Source organism: Pedobacter yonginensis (assembly GCF_003173595.1).
GTDB classification, from domain to species: Bacteria; Bacteroidota; Bacteroidia; order Sphingobacteriales; family Sphingobacteriaceae; genus Pedobacter; species Pedobacter yonginense.
The window spans coordinates 393,984-415,917 of the sequence record NZ_QGNZ01000004.1 but is presented as its reverse complement, the minus strand read 5'-3'; the positions used below and the strand labels follow the sequence as shown (position 1 = coordinate 415,917).

Annotated in this window: 21 protein-coding genes; all 21 read left to right on the top strand. The window is 37.0% G+C overall.

Translation table 11 applies throughout. The features are described from left to right. Positions 1–177: 177 nt before the first annotated feature. The 21 genes from asnB (at position 178) to DHW03_RS16600 (ending at position 21,864) form a co-directional block, all read left to right on the top strand. On the top strand, positions 178–1,965 hold the full coding sequence (gene asnB / locus DHW03_RS16700) for an asparagine synthase (glutamine-hydrolyzing) (protein WP_109926984.1): 1,788 nt from the start codon (positions 178–180) through the stop codon (positions 1,963–1,965). Next, positions 1,955–3,103, top strand: a complete 1,149-nt coding sequence (locus DHW03_RS16695; protein ID WP_109926983.1) for a glycosyltransferase family 4 protein — start codon at positions 1,955–1,957, stop codon at positions 3,101–3,103. Before asnB ends, DHW03_RS16695 begins: the two co-directional genes overlap by 11 nt. Beyond that, positions 3,096–3,977 (top strand): ABC transporter permease, encoded by an 882-nt coding sequence (locus DHW03_RS16690; protein WP_240618564.1) that lies wholly within the window; start codon positions 3,096–3,098, stop codon positions 3,975–3,977. Before DHW03_RS16695 ends, DHW03_RS16690 begins: the two co-directional genes overlap by 8 nt. A 9-nt stretch (positions 3,978–3,986) precedes the next feature. Next, a complete protein-coding gene (locus DHW03_RS16685) occupies positions 3,987–5,252 on the top strand; it encodes an ABC transporter ATP-binding protein (protein WP_109926982.1) in 1,266 nt (421 codons plus the stop codon). Between the two features lie 2 nt (positions 5,253–5,254). Then, positions 5,255–6,019: a class I SAM-dependent methyltransferase gene (locus DHW03_RS16680; RefSeq protein WP_109926981.1), complete on the top strand. Its 765-nt coding sequence runs from the start codon at positions 5,255–5,257 to the stop codon at positions 6,017–6,019. 1 nt (position 6,020) lies between these two features. Beyond that, complete coding sequence (locus tag DHW03_RS16675) at positions 6,021–6,920, top strand: exostosin domain-containing protein (RefSeq protein WP_109926980.1); 900 nt, start codon at positions 6,021–6,023, stop codon at positions 6,918–6,920. Next, a complete protein-coding gene (locus tag DHW03_RS16670) occupies positions 6,904–8,145 on the top strand; it encodes an acyltransferase family protein (RefSeq protein WP_109926979.1) in 1,242 nt (413 codons plus the stop codon). Before DHW03_RS16675 ends, DHW03_RS16670 begins: the two co-directional genes overlap by 17 nt. Further along, a complete protein-coding gene (locus DHW03_RS16665) occupies positions 8,146–9,054 on the top strand; it encodes a glycosyltransferase family 2 protein (protein ID WP_109926978.1) in 909 nt (302 codons plus the stop codon). 26 nt (positions 9,055–9,080) lie between these two features. Further along, positions 9,081–9,872, top strand: a complete 792-nt coding sequence (locus tag DHW03_RS16660) for a DUF268 domain-containing protein (protein ID WP_109926977.1) — start codon at positions 9,081–9,083, stop codon at positions 9,870–9,872. Next, on the top strand, positions 9,869–10,726 hold the full coding sequence (locus DHW03_RS16655) for an alpha-1,2-fucosyltransferase (protein WP_109926976.1): 858 nt from the start codon (positions 9,869–9,871) through the stop codon (positions 10,724–10,726). Before DHW03_RS16660 ends, DHW03_RS16655 begins: the two co-directional genes overlap by 4 nt. Beyond that, entirely contained in the window at positions 10,717–11,667 is a 951-nt protein-coding gene (locus DHW03_RS16650; protein ID WP_109926975.1) for a hypothetical protein, read from the top strand. Before DHW03_RS16655 ends, DHW03_RS16650 begins: the two co-directional genes overlap by 10 nt. An 18-nt stretch (positions 11,668–11,685) precedes the next feature. Beyond that, a complete protein-coding gene (locus DHW03_RS16645) occupies positions 11,686–12,612 on the top strand; it encodes an FkbM family methyltransferase (protein WP_109926974.1) in 927 nt (308 codons plus the stop codon). Between the two features lie 44 nt (positions 12,613–12,656). Next, positions 12,657–13,880, top strand: coding sequence for a glycosyltransferase family 4 protein (locus DHW03_RS16640; RefSeq protein ID WP_109926973.1), 1,224 nt, complete (start codon positions 12,657–12,659; stop codon positions 13,878–13,880). A 98-nt stretch (positions 13,881–13,978) separates the two neighbouring features. Then, positions 13,979–14,719 (top strand): FkbM family methyltransferase, encoded by a 741-nt coding sequence (locus tag DHW03_RS16635; protein WP_165825451.1) that lies wholly within the window; start codon positions 13,979–13,981, stop codon positions 14,717–14,719. Continuing rightward, complete coding sequence (locus DHW03_RS16630) at positions 14,716–15,888, top strand: glycosyltransferase (RefSeq protein WP_109926971.1); 1,173 nt, start codon at positions 14,716–14,718, stop codon at positions 15,886–15,888. Before DHW03_RS16635 ends, DHW03_RS16630 begins: the two co-directional genes overlap by 4 nt. 37 nt (positions 15,889–15,925) lie before the next feature. Next, a complete protein-coding gene (locus tag DHW03_RS16625; protein WP_165825450.1) occupies positions 15,926–16,645 on the top strand; it encodes a class I SAM-dependent methyltransferase in 720 nt (239 codons plus the stop codon). Beyond that, positions 16,646–17,644 (top strand): glycosyltransferase family 2 protein, encoded by a 999-nt coding sequence (locus DHW03_RS16620; RefSeq protein WP_109926969.1) that lies wholly within the window; start codon positions 16,646–16,648, stop codon positions 17,642–17,644. After that, a complete protein-coding gene (locus DHW03_RS16615; protein ID WP_109926968.1) occupies positions 17,644–18,801 on the top strand; it encodes a glycosyltransferase family 4 protein in 1,158 nt (385 codons plus the stop codon). Before DHW03_RS16620 ends, DHW03_RS16615 begins: the two co-directional genes overlap by 1 nt. 247 nt (positions 18,802–19,048) lie before the next feature. Further along, complete coding sequence (locus DHW03_RS16610) at positions 19,049–19,954, top strand: glycosyltransferase family 4 protein (protein ID WP_165825449.1); 906 nt, start codon at positions 19,049–19,051, stop codon at positions 19,952–19,954. Beyond that, positions 19,947–20,891: a glycosyltransferase family 2 protein gene (locus DHW03_RS16605; protein ID WP_165825448.1), complete on the top strand. Its 945-nt coding sequence runs from the start codon at positions 19,947–19,949 to the stop codon at positions 20,889–20,891. Before DHW03_RS16610 ends, DHW03_RS16605 begins: the two co-directional genes overlap by 8 nt. 1 nt (position 20,892) lies before the next feature. After that, on the top strand, positions 20,893–21,864 hold the full coding sequence (locus DHW03_RS16600) for a glycosyltransferase family 2 protein (protein ID WP_109926965.1): 972 nt from the start codon (positions 20,893–20,895) through the stop codon (positions 21,862–21,864). Positions 21,865–21,934: the final 70 nt, after the last annotated feature.

Genomic DNA, 21,934 nt, shown 5'->3' with positions numbered 1-21,934 from the left:
ATTCTGGGGTTGAAAAGTGGGTTGTATTTAAGGAAGTGATTAGTCCATCAATAATGGTGGCCTATAATAGATAAGTCTATTTTTAAAAGAAAATGTGACTGAAAGGGCGAAGCTGTGTACAGACCAGATAAAATTTTAATTGTTGAGTATTATAAGTTGGCTTCATCATAAAGCAAAATGTGTCGTATAGCTGGAATTATTGATCGAAATCAATCTGTAGAAACCCTTGCTCATCGAGTTAAAGGCATGTGCAACAGTATGCAACATGGTGGACCAGATGACGGAGGCGTGTACACCGATTTAGAAGCCCATGTTTGCTTGGGTAATAGGCGACTCGCCATTTTAGACTTAAGTTCGGGCGGGCATCAGCCTATGGAAAGCAAAGATGGAAATCTTGCCATTACCTACAATGGCGAAATCTATAACTTTAAAGAAATCAGGGCAGAACTTATCGCACAGGGTTTTCTCTTCAGAACGCAAACCGATACAGAAGTTGTTTTATATGCCTATCAACACTGGGGCGAAAAATCTTTCGAAAAGTTAGATGGCATTTTTGCTTTTAGCATTTTTGATAAGCACAAACAATGCGTTTATTTGGTAAGAGACTTTAACGGAATCAAGCCGCTCTATTATCACCTAGAAAATGGTCAGCTTACTTTCGCTTCTGAAGTGAAAGCTTTTCAGTATGCAAACATAACGCAAGAGGATGAAAACTGGAAAATCTATTACTTGGCCTTCGGCCACATTCCAGAACCCTATACCACATTAAAAAATGTCCACAGTTTTGCAAAGGGAAGCTATTTAAGATATGATTTAAGAACGGCAAAATGCGAGATTACTTCTTATTTTGAGTTTGAAAGTTCCTCTTCCATTACCGACGAAAACTATGCAATAAAGAGAATTAGAGAGGAGCTCAGCAAATCTATTCAACATCAACTCATATCTGATGCAAATATTGGGGTTTTATTTAGTGGCGGATTAGATTCTAGTATTATTACGGTGCTAGCCAATCAATATAGCCAAGATAACCTAAGCTGTATTTCTGCCAATTTTGATGAAATCGATTTTTCGGAGCATAAGCAGAGAACGGGTTTATTGAATAAAATCAATGCAACAAAAATCGAGCAGCTCATCACCTATCGAGATTTTGTTCAAAATTTTGATACAGTAATTCAAAACATGGATCAGCCTACAAACGATGGCATTAATACTTGGTTTGTTTGCAAAGCCGCCAAAGAAAATGGCATAAAATCGGTACTCTCGGGTTTAGGTGCCGATGAATTATTTGGTGGATACCCATCTTTTGATAGAATTCATAAAATTCAAAATTTAAATTGGTTAAGTAAAAGCAGTTTAAAAAGTATGCGTTACTTTAAAAACATTAAACTTAAACGCCTTTACTACCTCAGCCTAGACTCCCCTATTGGTGAATACTTATGTTTGCGGGGTGTTTACTCGCCAGATGTAATTGCCGAACTTTTAGACATTGACATGAAAAGCGTTATCGAGTGTCTGGAAAATATTCCAATAAATGCACACATAAAAAATACCAGCAACGAAACGAGAGCCAGTTGGTTCGAATTTAATATGTACATGCAAAATCAGCTTTTAAAGGATACCGATTTTATGAGCATGAGTCATGGTGTTGAAGTTAGGGTGCCTTTTTTAGATCGTAATTTTGTGAGCTTGGTGCTCTCCATCTCAAATGAGATTAAATTTAGCTACGAACAAAAGAAAAAACTGTTGGTAGAAGCTTACAAAGACGATTTGCCTGTTGAAACCTGGAACCGATCTAAAATGGGATTTACTTTTCCTTTTCAAGAATGGATGCGAAAAAATAGAGATATTTCCGATCCAGATCGCTACACAAACAAAAGAGCTAAGGGCTTAATGCAAACCTTTGGCGATAATAATCTGCATTGGTCTTCAGCATTTGCACTTTACCGAATCTTTCATGCAAGCTAAAGTTCTCTTTCTAACTTTAAAAACATTTGGCTTTACGGGCGGTATAGAAAAGGTTTGTCGTACCCTATGTCGCGTTTTTTATGATTTGAGTGAGGAAAAAAAGGTAGAGCCTTGTGTGTATTCCATGTACGATCGAAACTCCGAACGCGACTCTAGATACCTAAGTAAGAATCAATTTAGGGGCTTTAACTTCAATCGAAAATATTTTGTACTAAAGGCCTTAATTAGAGGTTTACAATCTGATGTGATTGTGCTCAGCCACATCAACCTGCTCAATGTAGGCTATTTAATTAAAAAACTGCAACCCAAAAAAAGGGTTTACCTCATTGCCCACGGCATAGAAATTTGGCGAACACTGCCAGAAGCAAAACTGAGTGTGCTTAAAAGTTTAGATAAGATTATTTGCGTAAGTCATTTTACAGCAAGCAAAATCCACAATATACACGGCATACCCGAGGCACAGTTGGAAGTTTTAAACAACTGCTTGGATCCGTTTTATTACATCTCAAAAAATTTTGACAAACCGAAATTCTTGTTAGATCGATACCACTTAAGCGAAAAAAATATCATCTTATTTTCGCTTTCCAGATTATCATCATCAGAAAAATACAAAGGATACGATCACAATATCGAACTCCTTCCCTCCCTGTTGGAAAAACACCCAGACCTAATTTACTTATTAGGAGGCAAATGGGACAATCTCGAAAAGCGCAGACTAGACCAACTGATAAAAAAGCATCATCTAGAAAAACGAATTCGGATTATTGGCTTTGTTGATGAAGCAGAAGTAACCGACCATTTCCTACTATCTGATATGTTTATTATGCCGAGTAAGAAAGAGGGTTTTGGAATTGTTTTTATAGAAGCCATTGCAAGCGGATTACAAGTAATTGCGGGCAATAAAGATGGCAGTGTAGATGCGTTGAGAAATGGAAGACTGGGTGCTTTGGTAGATCCAGATAACTTGAAAGATATAGAAGAGAAAATACAATACTTTTTAGATCACCCACAAACGAAAGCGGATAAGCTTAACTTACAGTGTGATTGTATCGAAGTGTTTAACTATGGTAGATATAAAAAAGCAATATCGTCATTAATTTCTACCGGAACCACCGGAAAAAAATTTGTTGATGCCTAAAACAGCGATGACTAACCCAATGAACGAGCACGAACACGACTGGACGATTGAAGCAAAAACCACGCTATTTGATTTAAAATTGGGTGAAGTTTGGGCCTATCGGGATCTCTTGTTGCTGTTGGTTCGTAGAGATTTTGTTTCCTTTTACAAACAAACCATCCTAGGCCCGCTATGGTTCTTTATCCAGCCCTTATTTACCACCATCATCTTCACCTTTATATTTGGAAACCTAGCTGGAATTTCTACTGATGGCTTGCCCAAACCCTTATTTTACATGGCAGGAATAACCGCTTGGAATTACTTTGCTGATTGCCTAAATAAAACGTCATCAGTTTTTAAAGACAACGCAGGTATTTTTGGCAAGGTTTACTTTCCAAGATTAATTATGCCCCTAAGTATTGTGGTAAGTAATTTAGTGAGGTTTGGTGTGCAATTGATGTTGTTTTTACTTTTCATGGGCTATTACTATCTTTCTGGGGCCCACATCCAAATCTCTTGGGCCATTTTATTGTTTCCTTTATTGTTAATGTTAATGGCCTTTTTAGGCTTAGGCGCTGGCATGATTATTTCTGCCATGACAACCAAATACAGAGATCTTGCTTTTTTAATTGGCTTTGGCGTTCAATTGTTGATGTATGCAACCACTGTGATTTACCCACTATCTACCGCAATAGAAAAATATCCTAAATACAGTTGGATTATCGAATACAATCCGATGACACCCATTATAGAAACCTTTAGATATGGCTTTTTAGGAGAAGGGAGTTTTAGCTGGAATGGCTTGGCCTATGCAACCGGTATAACTGCTGTTCTTTTTATAGTGGGTATCGTAATATTTAACAAGGTAGAACGGAATTTTGTTGATACAGTTTAGATTATCAAGATGGGCGTTGCAATTAAAGTAGAAAACTTATCAAAAGCATACCAGCTCGGGCAAATTGGTACAGGAACAATTAGTCGCGATTTGGAACGTTGGTATGCCCGTATTCGCGGTAAAGAAGATCCGTTTTTACGCATAGGAGAAAGTAACGATCAGCATAGCAAAAGCGAAAGCAATGTGGTGTGGAGCTTGAAAGACATCAACTTTGAAATTGAGCAAGGCGATGCAGTTGGCATCATCGGAAGAAATGGTGCAGGGAAAAGTACCCTATTAAAAATTTTGAGCAAAGTTACCGCCCCAACAACTGGAAAAATTTCTGGCAAAGGCCGAATTTCAAGTCTTTTAGAGGTGGGCACAGGATTTCATCCAGAATTGAGTGGTAAAGAAAACATCTTTCTTAACGGGGCCATTTTGGGTATGCGGAAAAAAGAGATTCAACGCAAGCTAGATGAAATTGTAGATTTTGCGGGGATAGAAAGATACTTAGATACACCCGTAAAGCGCTATAGTTCTGGCATGTACGTGCGTTTAGCCTTTGCAGTTGCAGCCCATTTAGAATCTGAAATTTTGATTGTAGATGAAGTGCTTGCCGTTGGAGATGCCGAATTTCAAAAAAAATGCCTTGGTAAAATGGGCGACGTTAGTAAAAGTGAGGGCAGAACGGTATTGTTTGTGAGCCACAATATGGGCGCCATTAGGCAGCTTTGCCAAAAAGGAATTGTGCTTAAAAATGGTGCATTAAGTTACATGGGGCCAACCAAACTTGCCATTACAAACTATCTAAACGAAGCACAAGCGGCACTTTCGCCCCGCACAATTGATGGAACATTAAAAGGCAAAATAATATTCGAAAGCGTTTCCATCAACGATAGCGAAATTCTTCAGAACGAGCTGCTCCCAACAGACAACATTACGATAATGATAAAAGGTAAATGCATTAGCGAATTGGAAAAATTCAGAGTTTCCTTATCCATTTTTAAAGAAGGAGAAAGAATTTTCACCATGCAAGATGCTCAAACACCATTACTTACCAGGGTAGGCAATTTTAGGTCTGTGTTTAACATCCCATCTAACCTATTAAGACCAGGACAATATTTTATTTCCATTGGTGGCCATGATGGCAATCACCTTGGAATGGGAAACGATTGGATTTTTGGTAAAGATGTTGCATCATTCACCGTTGCAGAAGAATATAGCCACACTAATGATTTTGCTAATGAGGGTTTAATAAATGTTCCATTTAACGCAAAAAGGGAAAACTCAATCTAATTATGCCAAAGTTTAACGTAAATTATATTCGAAACGGCATCAAGAATAGATCATTCAAGATTTTAAAGCAGATAGAAAATTTGGTGGGTTATGAGCTGGTTAGGGTAGAAAAATATCCATATACTAAGTATAAAAACATCAAACTCAATAACAATTTATCCTTAAGTCAAAACCATAAAAACATTAACCCACTAAAATTACACTTCGGCTGTGGCCCGAGGGTGCTAAAAAACTGGATTAACATAGATTTAGCCTTTGAACCCTTTGAAAATTATTTGCAGCATTACCAACACCATTTTAATGAGGAAGTGCGAGGTACAATCGCTGATTTTTACGCCATCGATATCATTACGCAAGGCTTGGCCTTACCTGATAATTGTGTAGATTATATCTTCCATGAAGATTTTTTCGAGCATCTTAATCAACGCGATCAATTTGTTTTTTTAGCAGAAACCTTTCGAGTAATGAAAAAAGGGGCCGTACAAAGAATTAATACCCCAAATATTTCGGCCAGTATGAGAGATCATTCCGATTTTAAGAAAGGAAAAACAGGCGTATATACTCAAGAATGGAACCAGTGGCACCATTACAATGTTGTTTCGCCAACAATTTTAAAGGAAATGGCAAACCTAGTGGGCTTCTCAGAAATTATTTTTAACAATAAAAATGAGAGCATCATAAAAGCGCATTTGCCATTGGAGTACAGACCAAATTTTGAAGATCGGCCGGCAAGTGACAGTAATGTTTTTGCAGATTTGATTAAATAAAATGAAGATTTATATTCTTCCAGTCGAACAGCATTTGCAACCCCCAAGCCAGAGCTTTGTTTATCCAAATCATAACATAGATTATGGGGTAGAACAAGACTTCCTGATTTACCTGAATAAAAACCCTCAACTGATAACAAAAGACGCTAAGGCTGCGGATTGGCATTACCTGCCCGTATTTTGGACCAGGTGGCACATCAACCACAATTTTGCAGAAAACGGCGATGGTTTGGATGCCTTAAACCCAATGGTGGAAAATGTGTTAATTGATTCGGAAAAAACTTTTACGATAACACAATTTGATGGAGGAACGCTATTAACCGCTACAAATATCTTGGAGTTTACAGCTGCAAGAACGACCAATGAAGGGATCGATATTCCGATCTTGTGCGCTTTACACAAGCATCCGCTTTTCCCGATCAAAAAGAAATATATTGGTTCATTTAATGGATCTGTACAAACTCATCCTTTAAGGCAACAGCTTTTCGATTTTTATCAGCATAATCCTGAAATTAACTTAGGTGGCAACTTACCTACTAGATTTTATAAACGGTGGATTCAGGGGAAACAATTTAACCTAAACATCATGGCATCGCACATAGCGCTTTGCCCGAGAGGCACCAGCGCTAATTCATTTCGGTTTTTTGAAGCCATGCAACTTGGTGTAGCCCCGTGCCTAATAGGTGATTTAGACGTACGGCCGTTTCAGAAATACATCAATTGGGATGATTACAGCTATTATGTGAAGGATATTAAGGAATTATCAGAATTAGTTGAAAATCTGAATCCGCAAGAGGCCAAAAAAAAGGGCAAGGCAGCAAAAGCACTGTTTTACAACGATTTATACTATCAAAAATGGTGTAAATATGTAGTTAAAGAACTAAATGACCACTCCAATTAATCCAAAAAATTACATTGAAGGACTAAATGGAATCAGGGCATTATCTGCCTTCCTGGTCATCTCAGCACATTGGCCAGGCTACCTGCTTTCCTTAAAATTTGGATGGATTGGTGTGAATATTTTCTTTGTGTTGTCTGGCTTTTTAATTACCAGAATACTATTGCAAGAAAAGAAAGACACTAGCCTCAAAAAATATTTGGCTAACTTTTATTATAAACGCTCGCTTAGAATTTTCCCACTTTACTACGCTTTTTTAGGCGTGTTTAGCGTGTTGATTATTTTGAGTTTAAATATACCTTCCCTACTCAATAATGAAACGTTTAAAGGGGGCTATAATGCAGTAACTAAGGATATGCCTTATTACCTCACTTATACCTATAATCTTAAAATCAATTTTCGGTACCTTTTAGATTTAGGAGATAGTTCAAATCAATTTTTTGGGCATCTATGGTCATTAGCAGTTGAGGAGCAATTCTACTTGATTTTTCCTTTCGTTGTTTATTTTGCATCCGTAAAAAGGCTGAAACACATCATCATAGGCATACTCATTATTTGTCCATTAATTCGGTTATGGTCTGCCTTGTATGGCATTCACGTTTTTGAAGATCGGTACTGGTTAGGAGAATTTATATACAGCAACACCTTTTGTCAGGCCGATGCGCTGGCTACCGGAGCCGCACTTGCTGTTTTCAATTTTAAATTGGTAAAACCATATCTCTTTCTTTTTTCAATGATTTTGATCTGCTTAACTGTAGGTATAATCAATTTAATTGCACTTCGAAAGTCAGGCTATTTTTTGGTTGAAGGAAAAAGTTTAGGCTTTAATTTTCCTGCATTTTGGTTTGTACAGCAGACAAAATATCTCTTTGTGAACATTAGAGCATTTTATTCTTACACACTGATTAATGTATTAGCCGTTTCATTAATATTGCCATTTGTGAAGAATAAGCCCATTTTTCTGAAATTTTTTAAGTTTAAGTTTGTGGATTATTTAGGAAAAATATCCTACGGGATATATATTTTTCACAATCCTATAATCGCATTTTTGATTATCGCACTTCAGTCTTTTGGATTAAATAATCTAGACGAACATCCTATTTTACAGGTATTTACCTTCATTTTGTATTTATTTGTAGTGATTGGAATCTCTCATTTAAGTTATCAATTCTTTGAGAAGAAAATACTCTATTTGAAACACAAACAAACTCCAATGTTAGCGTCATAGATGAACACCGCGATTTCATTTTTTATCCCAGCATATAATTGTGCGCAAACTATAGAGGAAGCTGTTCGTTCTATCCTTGATACCAACTTTAAAAATGGCGACGAATTGATTATCGTAAACGATGGATCAACGAATGATACGCAAACTGTTTTAATCGGGCTTCAAAGCACATACCCTACAATACAAGTTATCGAACACGGCAGAAATAAAGGGGGCGGTGCCGCAAGAAACACTGCAATAGAAGCCAGCAAAAACGAGCTTTTGTTTTGTTTAGATGCCGACAATGTTTTAGAAGAAAATAGCATTGCGCCATTATTAAGCCATTTTCAGGAAACAGAAGCAGATGTAGCTTCATTTCAGCACCACTATTATTTTTCGAAAACTAAGACAGAAACCGACACGATTTGGACCTTGCCCAGTGGGGTTTTTGAAAAAGAAATGGCTTTATCCACATCATTTACGCCTGGTTCTGGTGGAAATTATCTTTTCACTAAAAACAGTTGGGTAAAAGCTGGTGGTTACCCAGAATTTGCTGGGGCTTTGGATACATGGGGCTTCGGCCTAAGGCAACTTTTAACAGGCGCAAAAGTTGTGGTGCTAGCAAACAGTTATTACTACCATCGGCTAATTAATGATTCTTATTACTTGAGAGATGCCTGGAGCCGAAGAAAATCCATATCGTTGAGGGCCACTCAGTTGTTGATTCCGTTTTTTGACGAAATAGAAGATCGAGATATTGATTACATACTGAGTAACAAACATAGATGTACCTGGTTTGATGATTTGGATAGCAGACCCATTCGTTTGGTGAGCAAAACAAAACAAGATGGAATTTTTAATTCGTCAAAGCAAAACCAAACCCCTTTTAAAAGTCACCTCAAAAATCTAATCCAAAAATTTATTAAATAATCCTGAAAGACATCCCTGTAATTTAAATGAACCAAAAAATTAAGCTATTTATCAAAAAATCATTAGTTATATCTCATTTCTACCGAGCCAGCAAGAGTTTCTTAACCGAGAAGAAGTACCATCAAGAATTCAAAAAAGATTTGGAAGATTTTAAGAAAAGTGAAGCCCTAAGTAATAAAAGATTTGATGGCAATTTTAAAGCCTATCCCATCTTAACGGATAAAACTTCCTTTACCAATATTGAACCGCACTATACCTACCACCCGGCATGGGCGGCAAGAATTTTGGCACAAACGAAGCCGATGAAACATGTTGACATCAGCTCTACTTTAAACTTTTGCACGCTTGTTTCTGCCTTCATTCCGTTCGAGTTTTATGATTACAGGCCAGCAAGCCTCCATTTATCGAACTTAAAATCAGCACATGCCGATTTAACAAACTTGCATTTTGAATCAAATTCGATTCCTTCCCTATCCTGCATGCACACCGTAGAACATGTTGGCTTAGGCAGATATGGCGATCCGATAGATTATGATGGTGATTTGAAAGCCATGTCAGAATTAATAAGAGTGCTTGCGGAAGATGGAGACTTACTTGTTGTATTTCCTATTGGCAAAGCCATGATCGCTTATAATGCCCATCGAATTTATTCATACGAGCAAATCCTTTCCTATTTTAAGGAATTGAAATTAATAGAATTTTCTTTAATTCCAGATGACCATATCGGTGTAGGGATTATAAAAGATGCAACCAAAGAACAATCTGATGCTCAAAATTGGGGTTGTGGCTGTTTTTGGTTTAAAAAAACAAAAAATTGATTGCAGTAAGAATTGAAGGCAGAATGGGAAATCAATTGTTTCAATATGCTTTCGCCTATGCCACTGCCAAAAAATTGGGCGTTAAATTTTATCTAGACAAGAGTATAGAAACCTATCTATTAATCGATTTTTTTAATGTTAAACAAGATGCTTTTCAATTTTTTGACACGTACTTATTTGGAATCAAAGGCTATAAAAATTTCTTTAGCTACCGTTTAAGAGCCATATTTTACCAAAATTTAAAAAATTTATTCGGGTTAAAAACTGAAGTGTTTTCAAATGAATTGGACTTCGAAATCCAAAAGTTTAAAATCAAAGACCAATTGATGTTTCAAGGCTTTTTTCAATCAGAAGATTATTTTGCCTCATCAAAAGAAGAAATTAAAACACTTTTTGAAGTAAAAAATCATCATCAAGTAGCGTTTAAAAAAATTGCGGGGAACTTCCCAAAAGACAAAAGAATAATAGCCATTCACATCCGGCGTACGGATTACCTTGAAATGAACTTTGCATTGCCCATTTCTTATTACCACGATGCAATTTCTGAAATCAACCCAGATCAAAGCTTCTTTGTTTTTGTTTCTGATGATCCAAAATTTGTAGAAAATGAGTTTCATTACATCAAGAATAAGTACATTTCAAACCACAATGCGATTACCGACTTTCAATTTTTAATCCATTCGGATGTCTGCATCATCGCCAATAGCTCATTTAGCTGGTGGGGTGCTTACTTAAACAAAAAGAAGGCAACAGTAATTGCCCCAAAATACTGGAGTGGTTTTAGCACAGAAACGGAAGAACCAAAAGGAATTTTATTGAAAAACTGGATTCAAAAAGCGATCACATGGAATTAGCACCCATTGTACTCTTTGTATATAACCGATTTGAAAATACCCAAATTCTGTTAAATGCTTTGGCAAAAAATGAGCTGGCGAGTGAATCTACCTTGTACATTTATGCTGATGGAATACAGGAAAATGCTTCTAAAAAAGAAGTAAACGACATACAACAAGTAAGAGATCTCATTCGAAGTTCGAAGTGGTGTAGAGAGGTGATAATCAATGAATCAGACAAAAATATTGGCTTGGCAGCATCTATCATTCAAGGGGTTACAGAAATCATCAACAAATATGGTAAAGCCATCATTTTAGAAGACGATCTTAATTTGTCCCCGTATTTTCTGTCTTACATGAACGATGCTTTGCAGGTATATCAGGAAGATAAACGTGTGGGGCAAATTGGTTCTTGTAATTTCTTTGCAAATGGACCAAAATTTCCACCAACTTTTTTTGCGCCAGCTGCCGATTGTTGGGGTTGGGCAACTTGGGCAGATAGGTGGAATAAGTATGAATATGATGCCGAAAAATTGTTAACGGAGCTAAAACAAAAAGGATTAATGAAAAAATTTAATCTGAATAACAGCGCTGATATGGAAGGCATGCTAACAGCGCAAATTAAAAATCAATTTAATACTTGGGATATACAATGGCTGGCAGTATGCATCCTCAACAGTTGGGTTACCCTTTATCCAAATCTATCAACCTCACAACATTTATATCTGGGCAGCGCAACACATAACACCACAAATTTACGCCCACCTTTACTTTCACAAAGATTCCAACTAAAGAAACTGGATGCTGTGGTTCTACCAGAAATTTTAAAGGCTATGGAGTTGGGATATAGTGGGCGGGGCGACTTTTATGGAAACAAAGTGAAAATAAAGAAAGACATTCGCTACTTTAAAGATAGATTAAGAAAAACGGCATTTAGGATTAAACAATTTTTTACCTATTAAGCCTTCGGCTTAAAACTCATGATTGAAAAATTACTCAAGAACATTTTAAAATCAATAGGAATTCAAATTTCCAGAACGGATCGAACTGACCCTAACCAGATTACAGAAAGAAATATTGGTGGGTTTAACATGAAAATGAACCACAGTCATATCCATAATTCTAAGTTCCTATATCAAAATTATGACCAAAACCTTTCAAGATTGGTTGAAATCGTAAAGCAAAAATTTCCGGATTTAAGTGTGGTTGATGTAGGCGCTAATATTGGTGATGGTGTTGCCATTATCAAGCAATTAAACGACGTGCCAATTGTTTGCATTGAGGGAGATGACAAATATTTTAAACTTCTTGATGAGAACGTTAAACAGTTTGATAAGATTCAGCTCTTTAAAGCTTTCTTGGGAGAGAAGAATGAAGTTATTCACGGCGCGTTAAACCACGACAGCGGCACCTTAAAAATCGACGTGTCCAGACAGAATGAAAAAATAACAATACAGACTTTAGATTCGTTAGTTGACCAAAATCCAAACACGTTTGCAAGATCTAAAGTTTTGAAAATTGATACTGATGGCTTTGATTTCAAAGTATTGAAAGGTGCAGCTCGTTTTATTAATCAACAAACACCAATAATATTTTTTGAATATTCTGAGCACCATTTAAGAGAGGTTGGAGAAAATGGTTTATTGCTATTCGATCTGCTTAAAGAACTTGGGTATGAGTATTTGGCTCTTTACGATCACACGGGTAGGTTTATGCTGTCCTTGAATGTAAATAATGCAAATACCATTGAACAAATTCATTATTACATATCTAACTATAACGCTACAATACCTTATTTCGATATTGCAGCCTTTAGCGCATCGGATATTGATGTATTTGAACAGGTTATCGCTGGAGAAATTAAAATTAACATCGCTGGGCCAAATAGATTGATTTACAATATCTAATCTATTCAAAGTAACACCGACAAAAAAGAATTTGTTAAACAAGCATGCATAAAGTAAAGATTGGCATTCCCTTCAATGAGAACTATGCCCCAAATGCTGGTGGTGGGTTTTCTTACACCACTCAGCTTTTAAAAGCGATAGACGACTACCAATTTAACGATGAAATCGAAATCGTATTTTTAGATTTTACCGGAAAAACTAAACTCACCTTTAACCAATCTTTGCTGTCTTTTCATCCTTTCAAAAATGCCGGATTTAGCGATTTCATCAGAAAAACAATATTGTTGGTGTTGCGGAAGCTGGGATTTAGACCTTTTAAACATCTCATCAACCGCATCGAACACCTACATGCCGGGGCGAGAGATCAATACATCGTTAAAAATTTAAGATCGAACAACATTGCATTACTATTTTATGCAAACCCAGATGGAAACACCTTCAATTATCCTTTTATAACCACCCATTGGGATATTGGGCATGAATCGACGTATATGTTTCCAGAATTCGCTGAAAGTTTGAAATCACGACAAAATTACTACAACCATGTTATTGTGAAGGCATTAGCCATTTTAACTGAAACCGAAACTGGGAAGAAAGAACTGATCCGATACACCAACCTCAATAAAGATCGTATCTCTGTAATGCCCATGTTTCCAGGAAACATTATCAATCAGCATGTTGAGCAATCTGAACAGCATTTAATATTGCAGCAGTATGGTTTAAATAAAAATGAATTCTTTATCTATCCTGCACAATTTTGGGCGCACAAAAACCACATTACTTTGATAGACGCATTTAAACTTCTATTGAGCAAAAGACCCAATTTAAAACTCGTTTTAACGGGATCAGATAAAGGTAATCTCGAATACATTAAATTTTACCTAAACAATAATAATTTAAAAGGGGACGTAAAAATGCTGGGTTTTGTCTCCAATGCAGAACTCTACACTTTTTACAAAAATGCGATTGCCTTAACAATGCCTACATTTTTAGGCCCATCAAACATGCCCCCGCTCGAAGCCGCAAACTTGGGTTGCCCAGTTTTGTTAAGTGATTTAGAAGGACATCGAGAATTAATGGGTGATTACCCAACGTACTTCGACCCGCTAAATGCTGAAGATCTGGCTGAAAAGATGTGGCTACAAGTGAATGCTATTTCCGAACAAAAACCTTTTCCACATCAAACTAAATTTAGCACCGCGAGTGCAATGGAAGCCCTTGAAAAAACCTTCCTCAAAGTATTAAAAATTAGAAAAAATTGGGCATAACGATTGACAAAATAAAGTCGTTCAGTGTTTTTTCATTAAAGGAAATCGCATCACTTCTCAAGGAAATGTATGTTCACCCAACAGGGAAAATAAATAACTTGATTCATTCCAGATTTTTAGTAGAGAAATTATATGGCCTTAAAGCCAAAGTTAAAAAAGCACCTAATGGATTTATTGTAGAAGATTTTGAAGGAATATCATCTTTCATTCGAAAGAATTCCAGTGATGGTTATGTTTTCAAGCAAATTTTCCTTGATCAAGAATATGCCCCATTAGTGAAATTGCTTAAAAAGAATAACATCAAAGTAAACACCATTATAGATTGTGGGGCAAATGTAGGTTACACCACTACCTATCTTAAAAACGCCTTTCCAGCTGCCAAAATTTACTGTGTAGAACCCGATGTTGAAAATTTGGCCTGTGCAGCAAAAAATACAGAATTAAATGCCCTGCACGCTACTACACTGATTAACAAGGGTATTTGGGGCAAAAATGCATTCTTAAAAATTACAAAAGACTTTCGGGATGGGGAAAGTTGGTCTTTAGCTCTTGTAGAAGTTGCGCTTGAAAAAGATGCTGATGTGTACGCAATCACGATTGCACAATTGATGAAGGAATATCAAATCACTGAAATTGATGTCCTCAAAATCGATATTGAAGGTGCCGAACGATACCTCTTTGAAGATGAGGCAGATGCCAGCTTTTTCTTGTCTAAAACCAAATGTATCGCTATCGAGATACACGATGAATTTAATAGCCGAGAAATGATTATGATCACGCTCGTTAAACACGGTTTCACGCTCCAACAAAGTGGGGAACTAATATTGGCTTGTAAATGAAAATTTGGTTAATTGGAAGCATTACGCCCGTAAATGATGTAGCAGGACCACTGATTATTTACAGGCATTTCAAGCTTTTTGAGGCACAAGGGCATCATTTAAAGGTGATTACGCACCAATTTGCGGGCTTCCAACCGAATGAAAAATGGGAAACGGTAAAACTCGAACATACCAAAGCCATCAAATTTTTTAGAAGAATATTTTTTAGAAAGTACTTGAGGTGGATTGGAGAAGAAATTGTTTCCTATCTGCTTTACTTAAAGGCTAAACATCAATTTAATGAAGAAAAACCCGATGTAATTTTAACTACATGGAGCGATTACCTCCTTCCAAGTGCACATCGTTTGGCTAAAAAACATCAAATCCCCTTAGTCATTTTTTGCCATGATGATCTCGAAAATCAAATCGTTTCCGATCCCATCAATAATTTCATCAAAAGAAGAAGACTAAAAACATTCTACCAATTTGCAAAAGCCAGACTGTGTGTAGCGAGTGGAATGAATGAAGAATTTTATAAAAGATATGGCGTTTGGGGAGATGTTTTATATCCGATTGGAGGCCTAAGCAAAAAGCAAATTCCCAAACAAGAAAAAGAACAGGATAAGAAACTCATATTTGGGTATTTTGGATCAATAAGCAACGGACACATTCCCTTGCTTTACTTAGCCGATTGTTTAGCAGAAATAAATGCCGAATTGCACATCAGCAGCACAGGATTTCCGCATAGCGGCCCATTTACAACACATAAAACCATTAAAAACATTGGTTTTTTTAAAGAGCGTGAGGAATTACTTAACTACATCGATGAACATATTGATGTTTGTGTGGTGGCTCAATCTTTTGATCCAGAAAATAGGGTGTTCTTGGAAACCAATTTCCCCTCTAAACTGATTGACATGATGGGATTTAATTTGCCAATTTTAATCCTATCGCCAGATTATAGCAGTTCAGCAAGGGTGGCGCTAGAAAACCCAAACACCTTTTGCTACATCAATGAATTGAACAAAGCCTTGATTATGGATAAGCTTTTGATGCTTCAAGATGCTGCCTACCGAAAGGAATTGGCCTCAAACATAGCTGAATTGCACACGAAAAGCTTTAATCCTTTTAAAATTCATCAGCAACTCGAAAATATACTTGCTCAAGTTACCAATGGTGCCCTATTGTAATCTTTGCCAAAGCAACCACGTTCAATTACATTTAAAATTGAATGACTCGCATAGCATTTACACATGTAAAAATTGTGGAAATGGTTTTACCGATCCTCCACCCCAAACAATAGCCTATACCGAAGAAGATTTCCATGAGCAATTTGGATTTACCACCATAGCTGATTTACCCAAACAATGGAGAAATAGCGTATTAAAACAAATCAAATTCATCAAGAAATACATTCATCCAAATGCGAATATTTTAGAAATAGGTTGTGGTCAGGGCTTGTTTTTAACACAGTTGGAAAAAGAAGGCTATCAAGTTTATGGCATTGAGCCAAGTGTAAAAGCATCGGCTGTGGCCAGAAGTAAGGGTTTAAACGTTAAAACCGGCTATTACCCTGCGCAAAACTTTGATGGAGTTAAGTTTGATTTAATCATCATGGCTCAGGTTTTAGAGCATGTAGAAGCTCCACTGGAGTTATTGCAACAAATTTCGAGCTTAAATAAAAATGCCTATTTGCTGTTGGTGCAAACAAACTTTAAGGGCTTAGTTCCTCAAAAACAAAAGCAAAATTGGTATGCTTGGGTTCCAGATCAACATTTTACGCATTTTACAGCCAAAGGCATTCGATTTTTAACGCAGACCATCAATCTTAAAACTATAGAAATTGAATACAGTACGTTGGAACACAACAATTACTGGTTATCGAAATGTGCCAGCATTTTACCTGGTACTGGCGATCAAATTCATGCTATGATAAAACTCTTTTAGTTGAAAAGACAAGTAATCTGTATTACACCAGTTAAAAATGAAGCATGGATCTTGCCAACATTTCTAAAAGCGGCAAGTTTATGGGCCGACCATATCATCTTGTCAGATCAGGGCTCAACAGATAACTCTGTTGCTATTGCAAAATCCTTCGATAAAGTAACCTTAATTGAAAATCTGGGGAAGGAATATAACGAATCAGAAAGGCAGGCTCAACTCCTAGCCGAAGCAAGGAAGATTGATGGGGAAAATAACATTTTTATTGCGCTTGATGCGGACGAATTATTGGTAAATTACCACAACAATCCCGAATGGGAAAGCCTAAAAGCCGAAGAACCTGGTACAACAATCTGGCTGCCTTGGCTAAACGTACTGCCTGATTTTGAGCATTACTATGCATCAACTGGCGGGGAAATGCTTTTTGGTTACATTAATGATAATCGTGAGCATAAAGGCAATACGATTCATAGTCCAAGGGTGCCGTCAGATTTGACGGAGAAAAGGGTGGTTTTTAAAAACTTAAAAATACTCCATTTTCAATACGCCTTTAAGGAAAGATTATGGAGCAAACACCGTTGGTATGAGTGCTTTGAAAAACTAAAACACCCCCTTAAAAACAATATCGACCTATACAGGCAATACCACCACATTGATTTACCTATAAAAAAAATCGAAAAAATGAATCCGCTCTGGCTTGAGCGAATGCAGGAAAATCAAATCTACATCACAAACATCAAGGATGACGGAAACTATTGGTGGGACAAACAAGTTTGCTTATGGTTTGATGATTACGGTGTAAAGCATTTCAAAAAAATTGCCATCTGGAATGTAAATTGGGCGAGCATTTATTACAATACCTTACATCGAGATGCAACACACATTAAAGATCCAAGAAGCTGGTTAGATAAATTGGTGCATCGATGGTTGGCAACGTCTCAGGCGGACAGATTTGCCTTTCATAATAAATTGATTAATAAACTTTTAAGAGCAATAAACTGGTAATGAAGATTGCCTATCTAACCAATCGTGATCCTGAAGATGTGCACAGCTGGTCTGGATTAACGCATTTTATTGCCCAATCACTAAAAATGGCCGGTAACGAATTGGTTTATGTAAAATCCATTCAACCTAAAATTGGTTTCATTTTAAAACTCAAACAGAAACTGTTTCCTAAACTAACCGGAAAATTCTTGCAAGCCAATCGGTACCAAAGTTATTGTAAGCAATACACCAAACCATTTGCCGAAGCATTGAAAAAAGAATCTTCGCTGGATTTCATTTTTAGCGATTCTTCTGAGTTGATTGCTGCCGCCCCGACAAGCTTACCAAAGGCTTTTTGGGTAGATGCTTCTTTCGCGGGAATGTTAAATTATTATCCAGAGTTTTCGATTTTACATCCGGAAACCGTTAAACATGGTAATCGGCTTGAACAACAAGCTTATGATGCCGCTACTGTAGTTTTTTTCGCTTCGGAATGGGCCGCTCAAATGGCAAGAACTCACTATAATATTCCCGAAAACAAAATAAAAGTGGTACCATTTGGCGCAAACCTCAACGAAGCTTTAACCGCAGCCGACATTGCAAGTAACTTAAATCAAAAGTCGTTCGATACTTGTGAATTGCTTTTTGCAGGCGTAGATTGGCATAGAAAAGGTGGCCCATTGGCTTTAAAGATTACCCAAGAACTTAACGCAATGGGCATAAAAGCACAACTCACAATAACTGGATGTAAACCATTTGCAGACGATGAAGTGCCACCATTTGTAAAACAGATGGGCTTTTTGTCAAAAAAAAATCCAGAGCAGAAAAAAATATATCAAAATCTATTTCTTCATGCCCATTTCCTACTTGTGCCCTCGCAGGCAGAATGTTATGGCTTAGTATATTGCGAAGCGAATGCATACGGTTTACCAGCACTAGCCACCAAAACTGGCGGAATTACCACCATCATTGAAGATGGGGTTAATGGAAAAACTTTCGATCTGAATGCCTCAGCAACTGAATATGTGGCCTTTATAAAACAGCATTTTACCAATAAAACGCTGTATCAAAAGCTAAGTGAAAATGCGTTTTCCACTTACCAGGCCAAACTCAACTGGGAAGTAGCTGGCAAAAGCGTAACGGAAATTTTGAAAGAACAGCTGATTGAACAAGCCTAAAAAATTACTTTTTATACATGATAGATTGCCCGCAGAAGGAATTTCGGGAATGGTTATCTTTTTGAGGCATTTTAAACGATTAAGAAACTGGGAGATACACCTCCTAATTCCCGAAAACAGTTTTAATGTGGATGTAGTTAGTAAATACCCTAAAAACTTTTTCGTTCATACCTTTAAATTAAGACAAAGCTGGTGGCCGCCGTTTAGAGAAAATAATGCCCTTTTGGTAAAAATCAGGTTGTATTTAATGAGACAATCGTTTGAAAAAGTGGTTAAAGATGTAAAACCAGATGTGGCAATTTCAGTCTTGTATCACTTTTACAGCGTTGCGCTTGCACAGCTTTGCGCCAAAATTAAATTGCCTTCTATTCTGTTTTTGCACGATCGGTGGGATAACAAAACCGCCGATAAAAGCGCACAACAAATTCGATTTCAATATGGTGCAGAAGCCATCAGCAAAAGCAGTTATGTACTTTCCGTAACCGAGCATTTGGTTGAACATTATGTGAAAGATTCCGTTTCAAATTGTGAGATCTTCCCTCCAATTCCTGAAGGATATCATGGTATTTCTGAAAAGGGGGCAAAGCAAACAATTGTGTATGCGGGTTCCGTAAATCAATATCATATCCAATTATTTGATCAGATTTTAAAGGTTCTTGCCTTAAAAAATTATACGCTTTTGGTGATTACTAATGAGCTAGCAAAGCTTAACACGCTCACCAAAACACATAAAAACTTAATCGCAAAACAAGCACTGCCATCAAATACCGAAGCGATGGGCTTTATCGCTGACAACGCTTCAGCAATTTTGGTAAATTATGGACTAAGCGAAGCGGATAATCCAGACGCATTTTATAGTTTTCCGAGCAAGTTTATCGAGTTTGTACATTTAAACATTCCAATAATCGCTTCGGCACCGAAGGACAGTCCGTTTCATAGCTTCTTGACCGACCACAATTGGCCATTCATGCTTGGTGAGCCAACAGCAGAAAGTATGACCAAGCAATTGGAAAATTTAAACAACTTAATGATTGTGGATCAATGTTTTGGCATACAGAGGCAATTGGCGGCTGGCATTTTTAATCCTGACAAAATTCAGGAGAGATTAGAAAGCATTATAAATCAAGCGATTAAAACAATCGACAGTGAATAGAATTGCCATTTGCATACCCGCCTACAACGCAGCGCTATATTTAGGCCGATTGTTAAAATCGGTGGAAGCGCAAGAGATTCCTTTCGATGAAGTTCTAGTATATAACGATGCCAGCACAGATGAAACCGCAGCAATTGCTTTAAAATTTAATGCAACAGTCATCAACGGCGAGCGCAACCTTGGGTGCTCAGCAGGCAAAAACGTGCTTTTAAATAAAACCTCATGTAACTATGTCCATTTCCATGATGCAGATGACGAGCTCCTGCCCAATTTCACGCATCTGGCGCATCAATGGATAGATAATGGAAATTGTCCGGATGTGGTGTTATTTGATTTTGAATGGCGAGATCAAGAGCGCAAACAACTCCTAAGCAAATCCGATTTTAACGACGCAGCATTGAGGGAAGACCCCATTCGATACACGATTTTAAACCAAATCAATCCATTTTGTGGATTGTATAAAGTGGATAGATTGCGGGAAATTGGTGGTTATGATGTAGATGCAAAAATCTTATACAATGAAGATGTAGCCTTCCATTGTAAATTGGCTATTGCTGGTTTAACTTTTGCCGCAGAAAAAGAAATTTCAATTATCAACTGGCGAATGAACAATTCCATGTCAGCCTCAAATCAACTCAAATGTGCCCAAGCGCATTATGAAGTGATGAAAATTAATGCAGATAAACTAGGCAATACTTATACAAAAGAAATCGCTTATAAATTGTGGGCGAATGCAAACGCCCTTGCCAGCTTTTCCGATTGGGATACTGCAAAAAAATCGATAAAACTCGCCACAAAACTGAATGGAAAGTTTCCGCCAGAGCAGGAATCAAGGCTATTTAAATTACTTGCAAAAATAGACCCCTATTTTGGGCTTTACCTGAGAGAACAATTCATTAGATTTTTTAAACCAGATTTAAGAAAAAAACACCGCTAAATTGGAGCCATTAGTATCGGTTGTTATTCCCCTTTTTAATGCAGAAAAATATATAGCCACTGCAATTGAAAGTATAATTAATCAATCCCACCAAAATTGTGAAATTATTGTTGTTGATGATGGTTCTACCGACCAGTCATTTCAAGTGGCAAGGCGGTATCAATCTAATCGAGTAACCCTTATCCAACAGCAAAACAAAGGTGCCAGTGCCGCAAGAAACGAAGGCTTAAAGCTTGCTAAGGGTGAATATATCCAATTTTTAGATGCAGATGATTTTCTTGGAAAAGATAAAATCAAACATCAAATAGAACTTATTAGGAATCAGATAGATATACTCGTACTTGGCCCAACAGTTTATTTCCAAGATGGACAAGATCCTTTCACAACCCCTTTTACACATGAATGGTTTAGTGCAGGGAGTAATAACCCCATAGACTTTCTTACCAAGCTTTACGGAGCAGATTTAATTGGCCAAAATTATGGCGGAATGATTCAACCGAATGCATGGTTAGTACCAAAATCCATAATAGATCAGGCGGGTGCTTGGAATGAAACCCTGACCCTAGATGATGATGGAGAATATTTTTGCAGAGTTGTGCTTGCGAGTAAAAGCATCCTTTATGCCCCAACCAGCATCAATTATTATAGAAAATTTGCATCTAACCAAAACCTCAGTTCTATAGCTACGGAGCAGGCATTTAGAAGTTCAATAAAATCTACTCAATTAAAGCATCAGCATCTTCAGCCACATATAGAAAAACAGCTTTCAGATAAAATTTTTAAGCGACTGTATTGGGGAATAGCCATACAACTATACCCAAAATATTTAAAGCTTTTTAAAGAACTTGCTGTGCAATTAGGTAAAGACAAAGTAGATGGATTTTATACCCATACCAAATTTTATAGACTCATAACCAAGTACTTTGGCTGGAAAACGTCGGCATGGTTGAGTTACATTAAAAATGGACGATGAGCTAATTTTACATTTAAATAATTGCCACGAAAACAGGAAAAAAAGAGACAGATAATGCAGGAGAAAATTA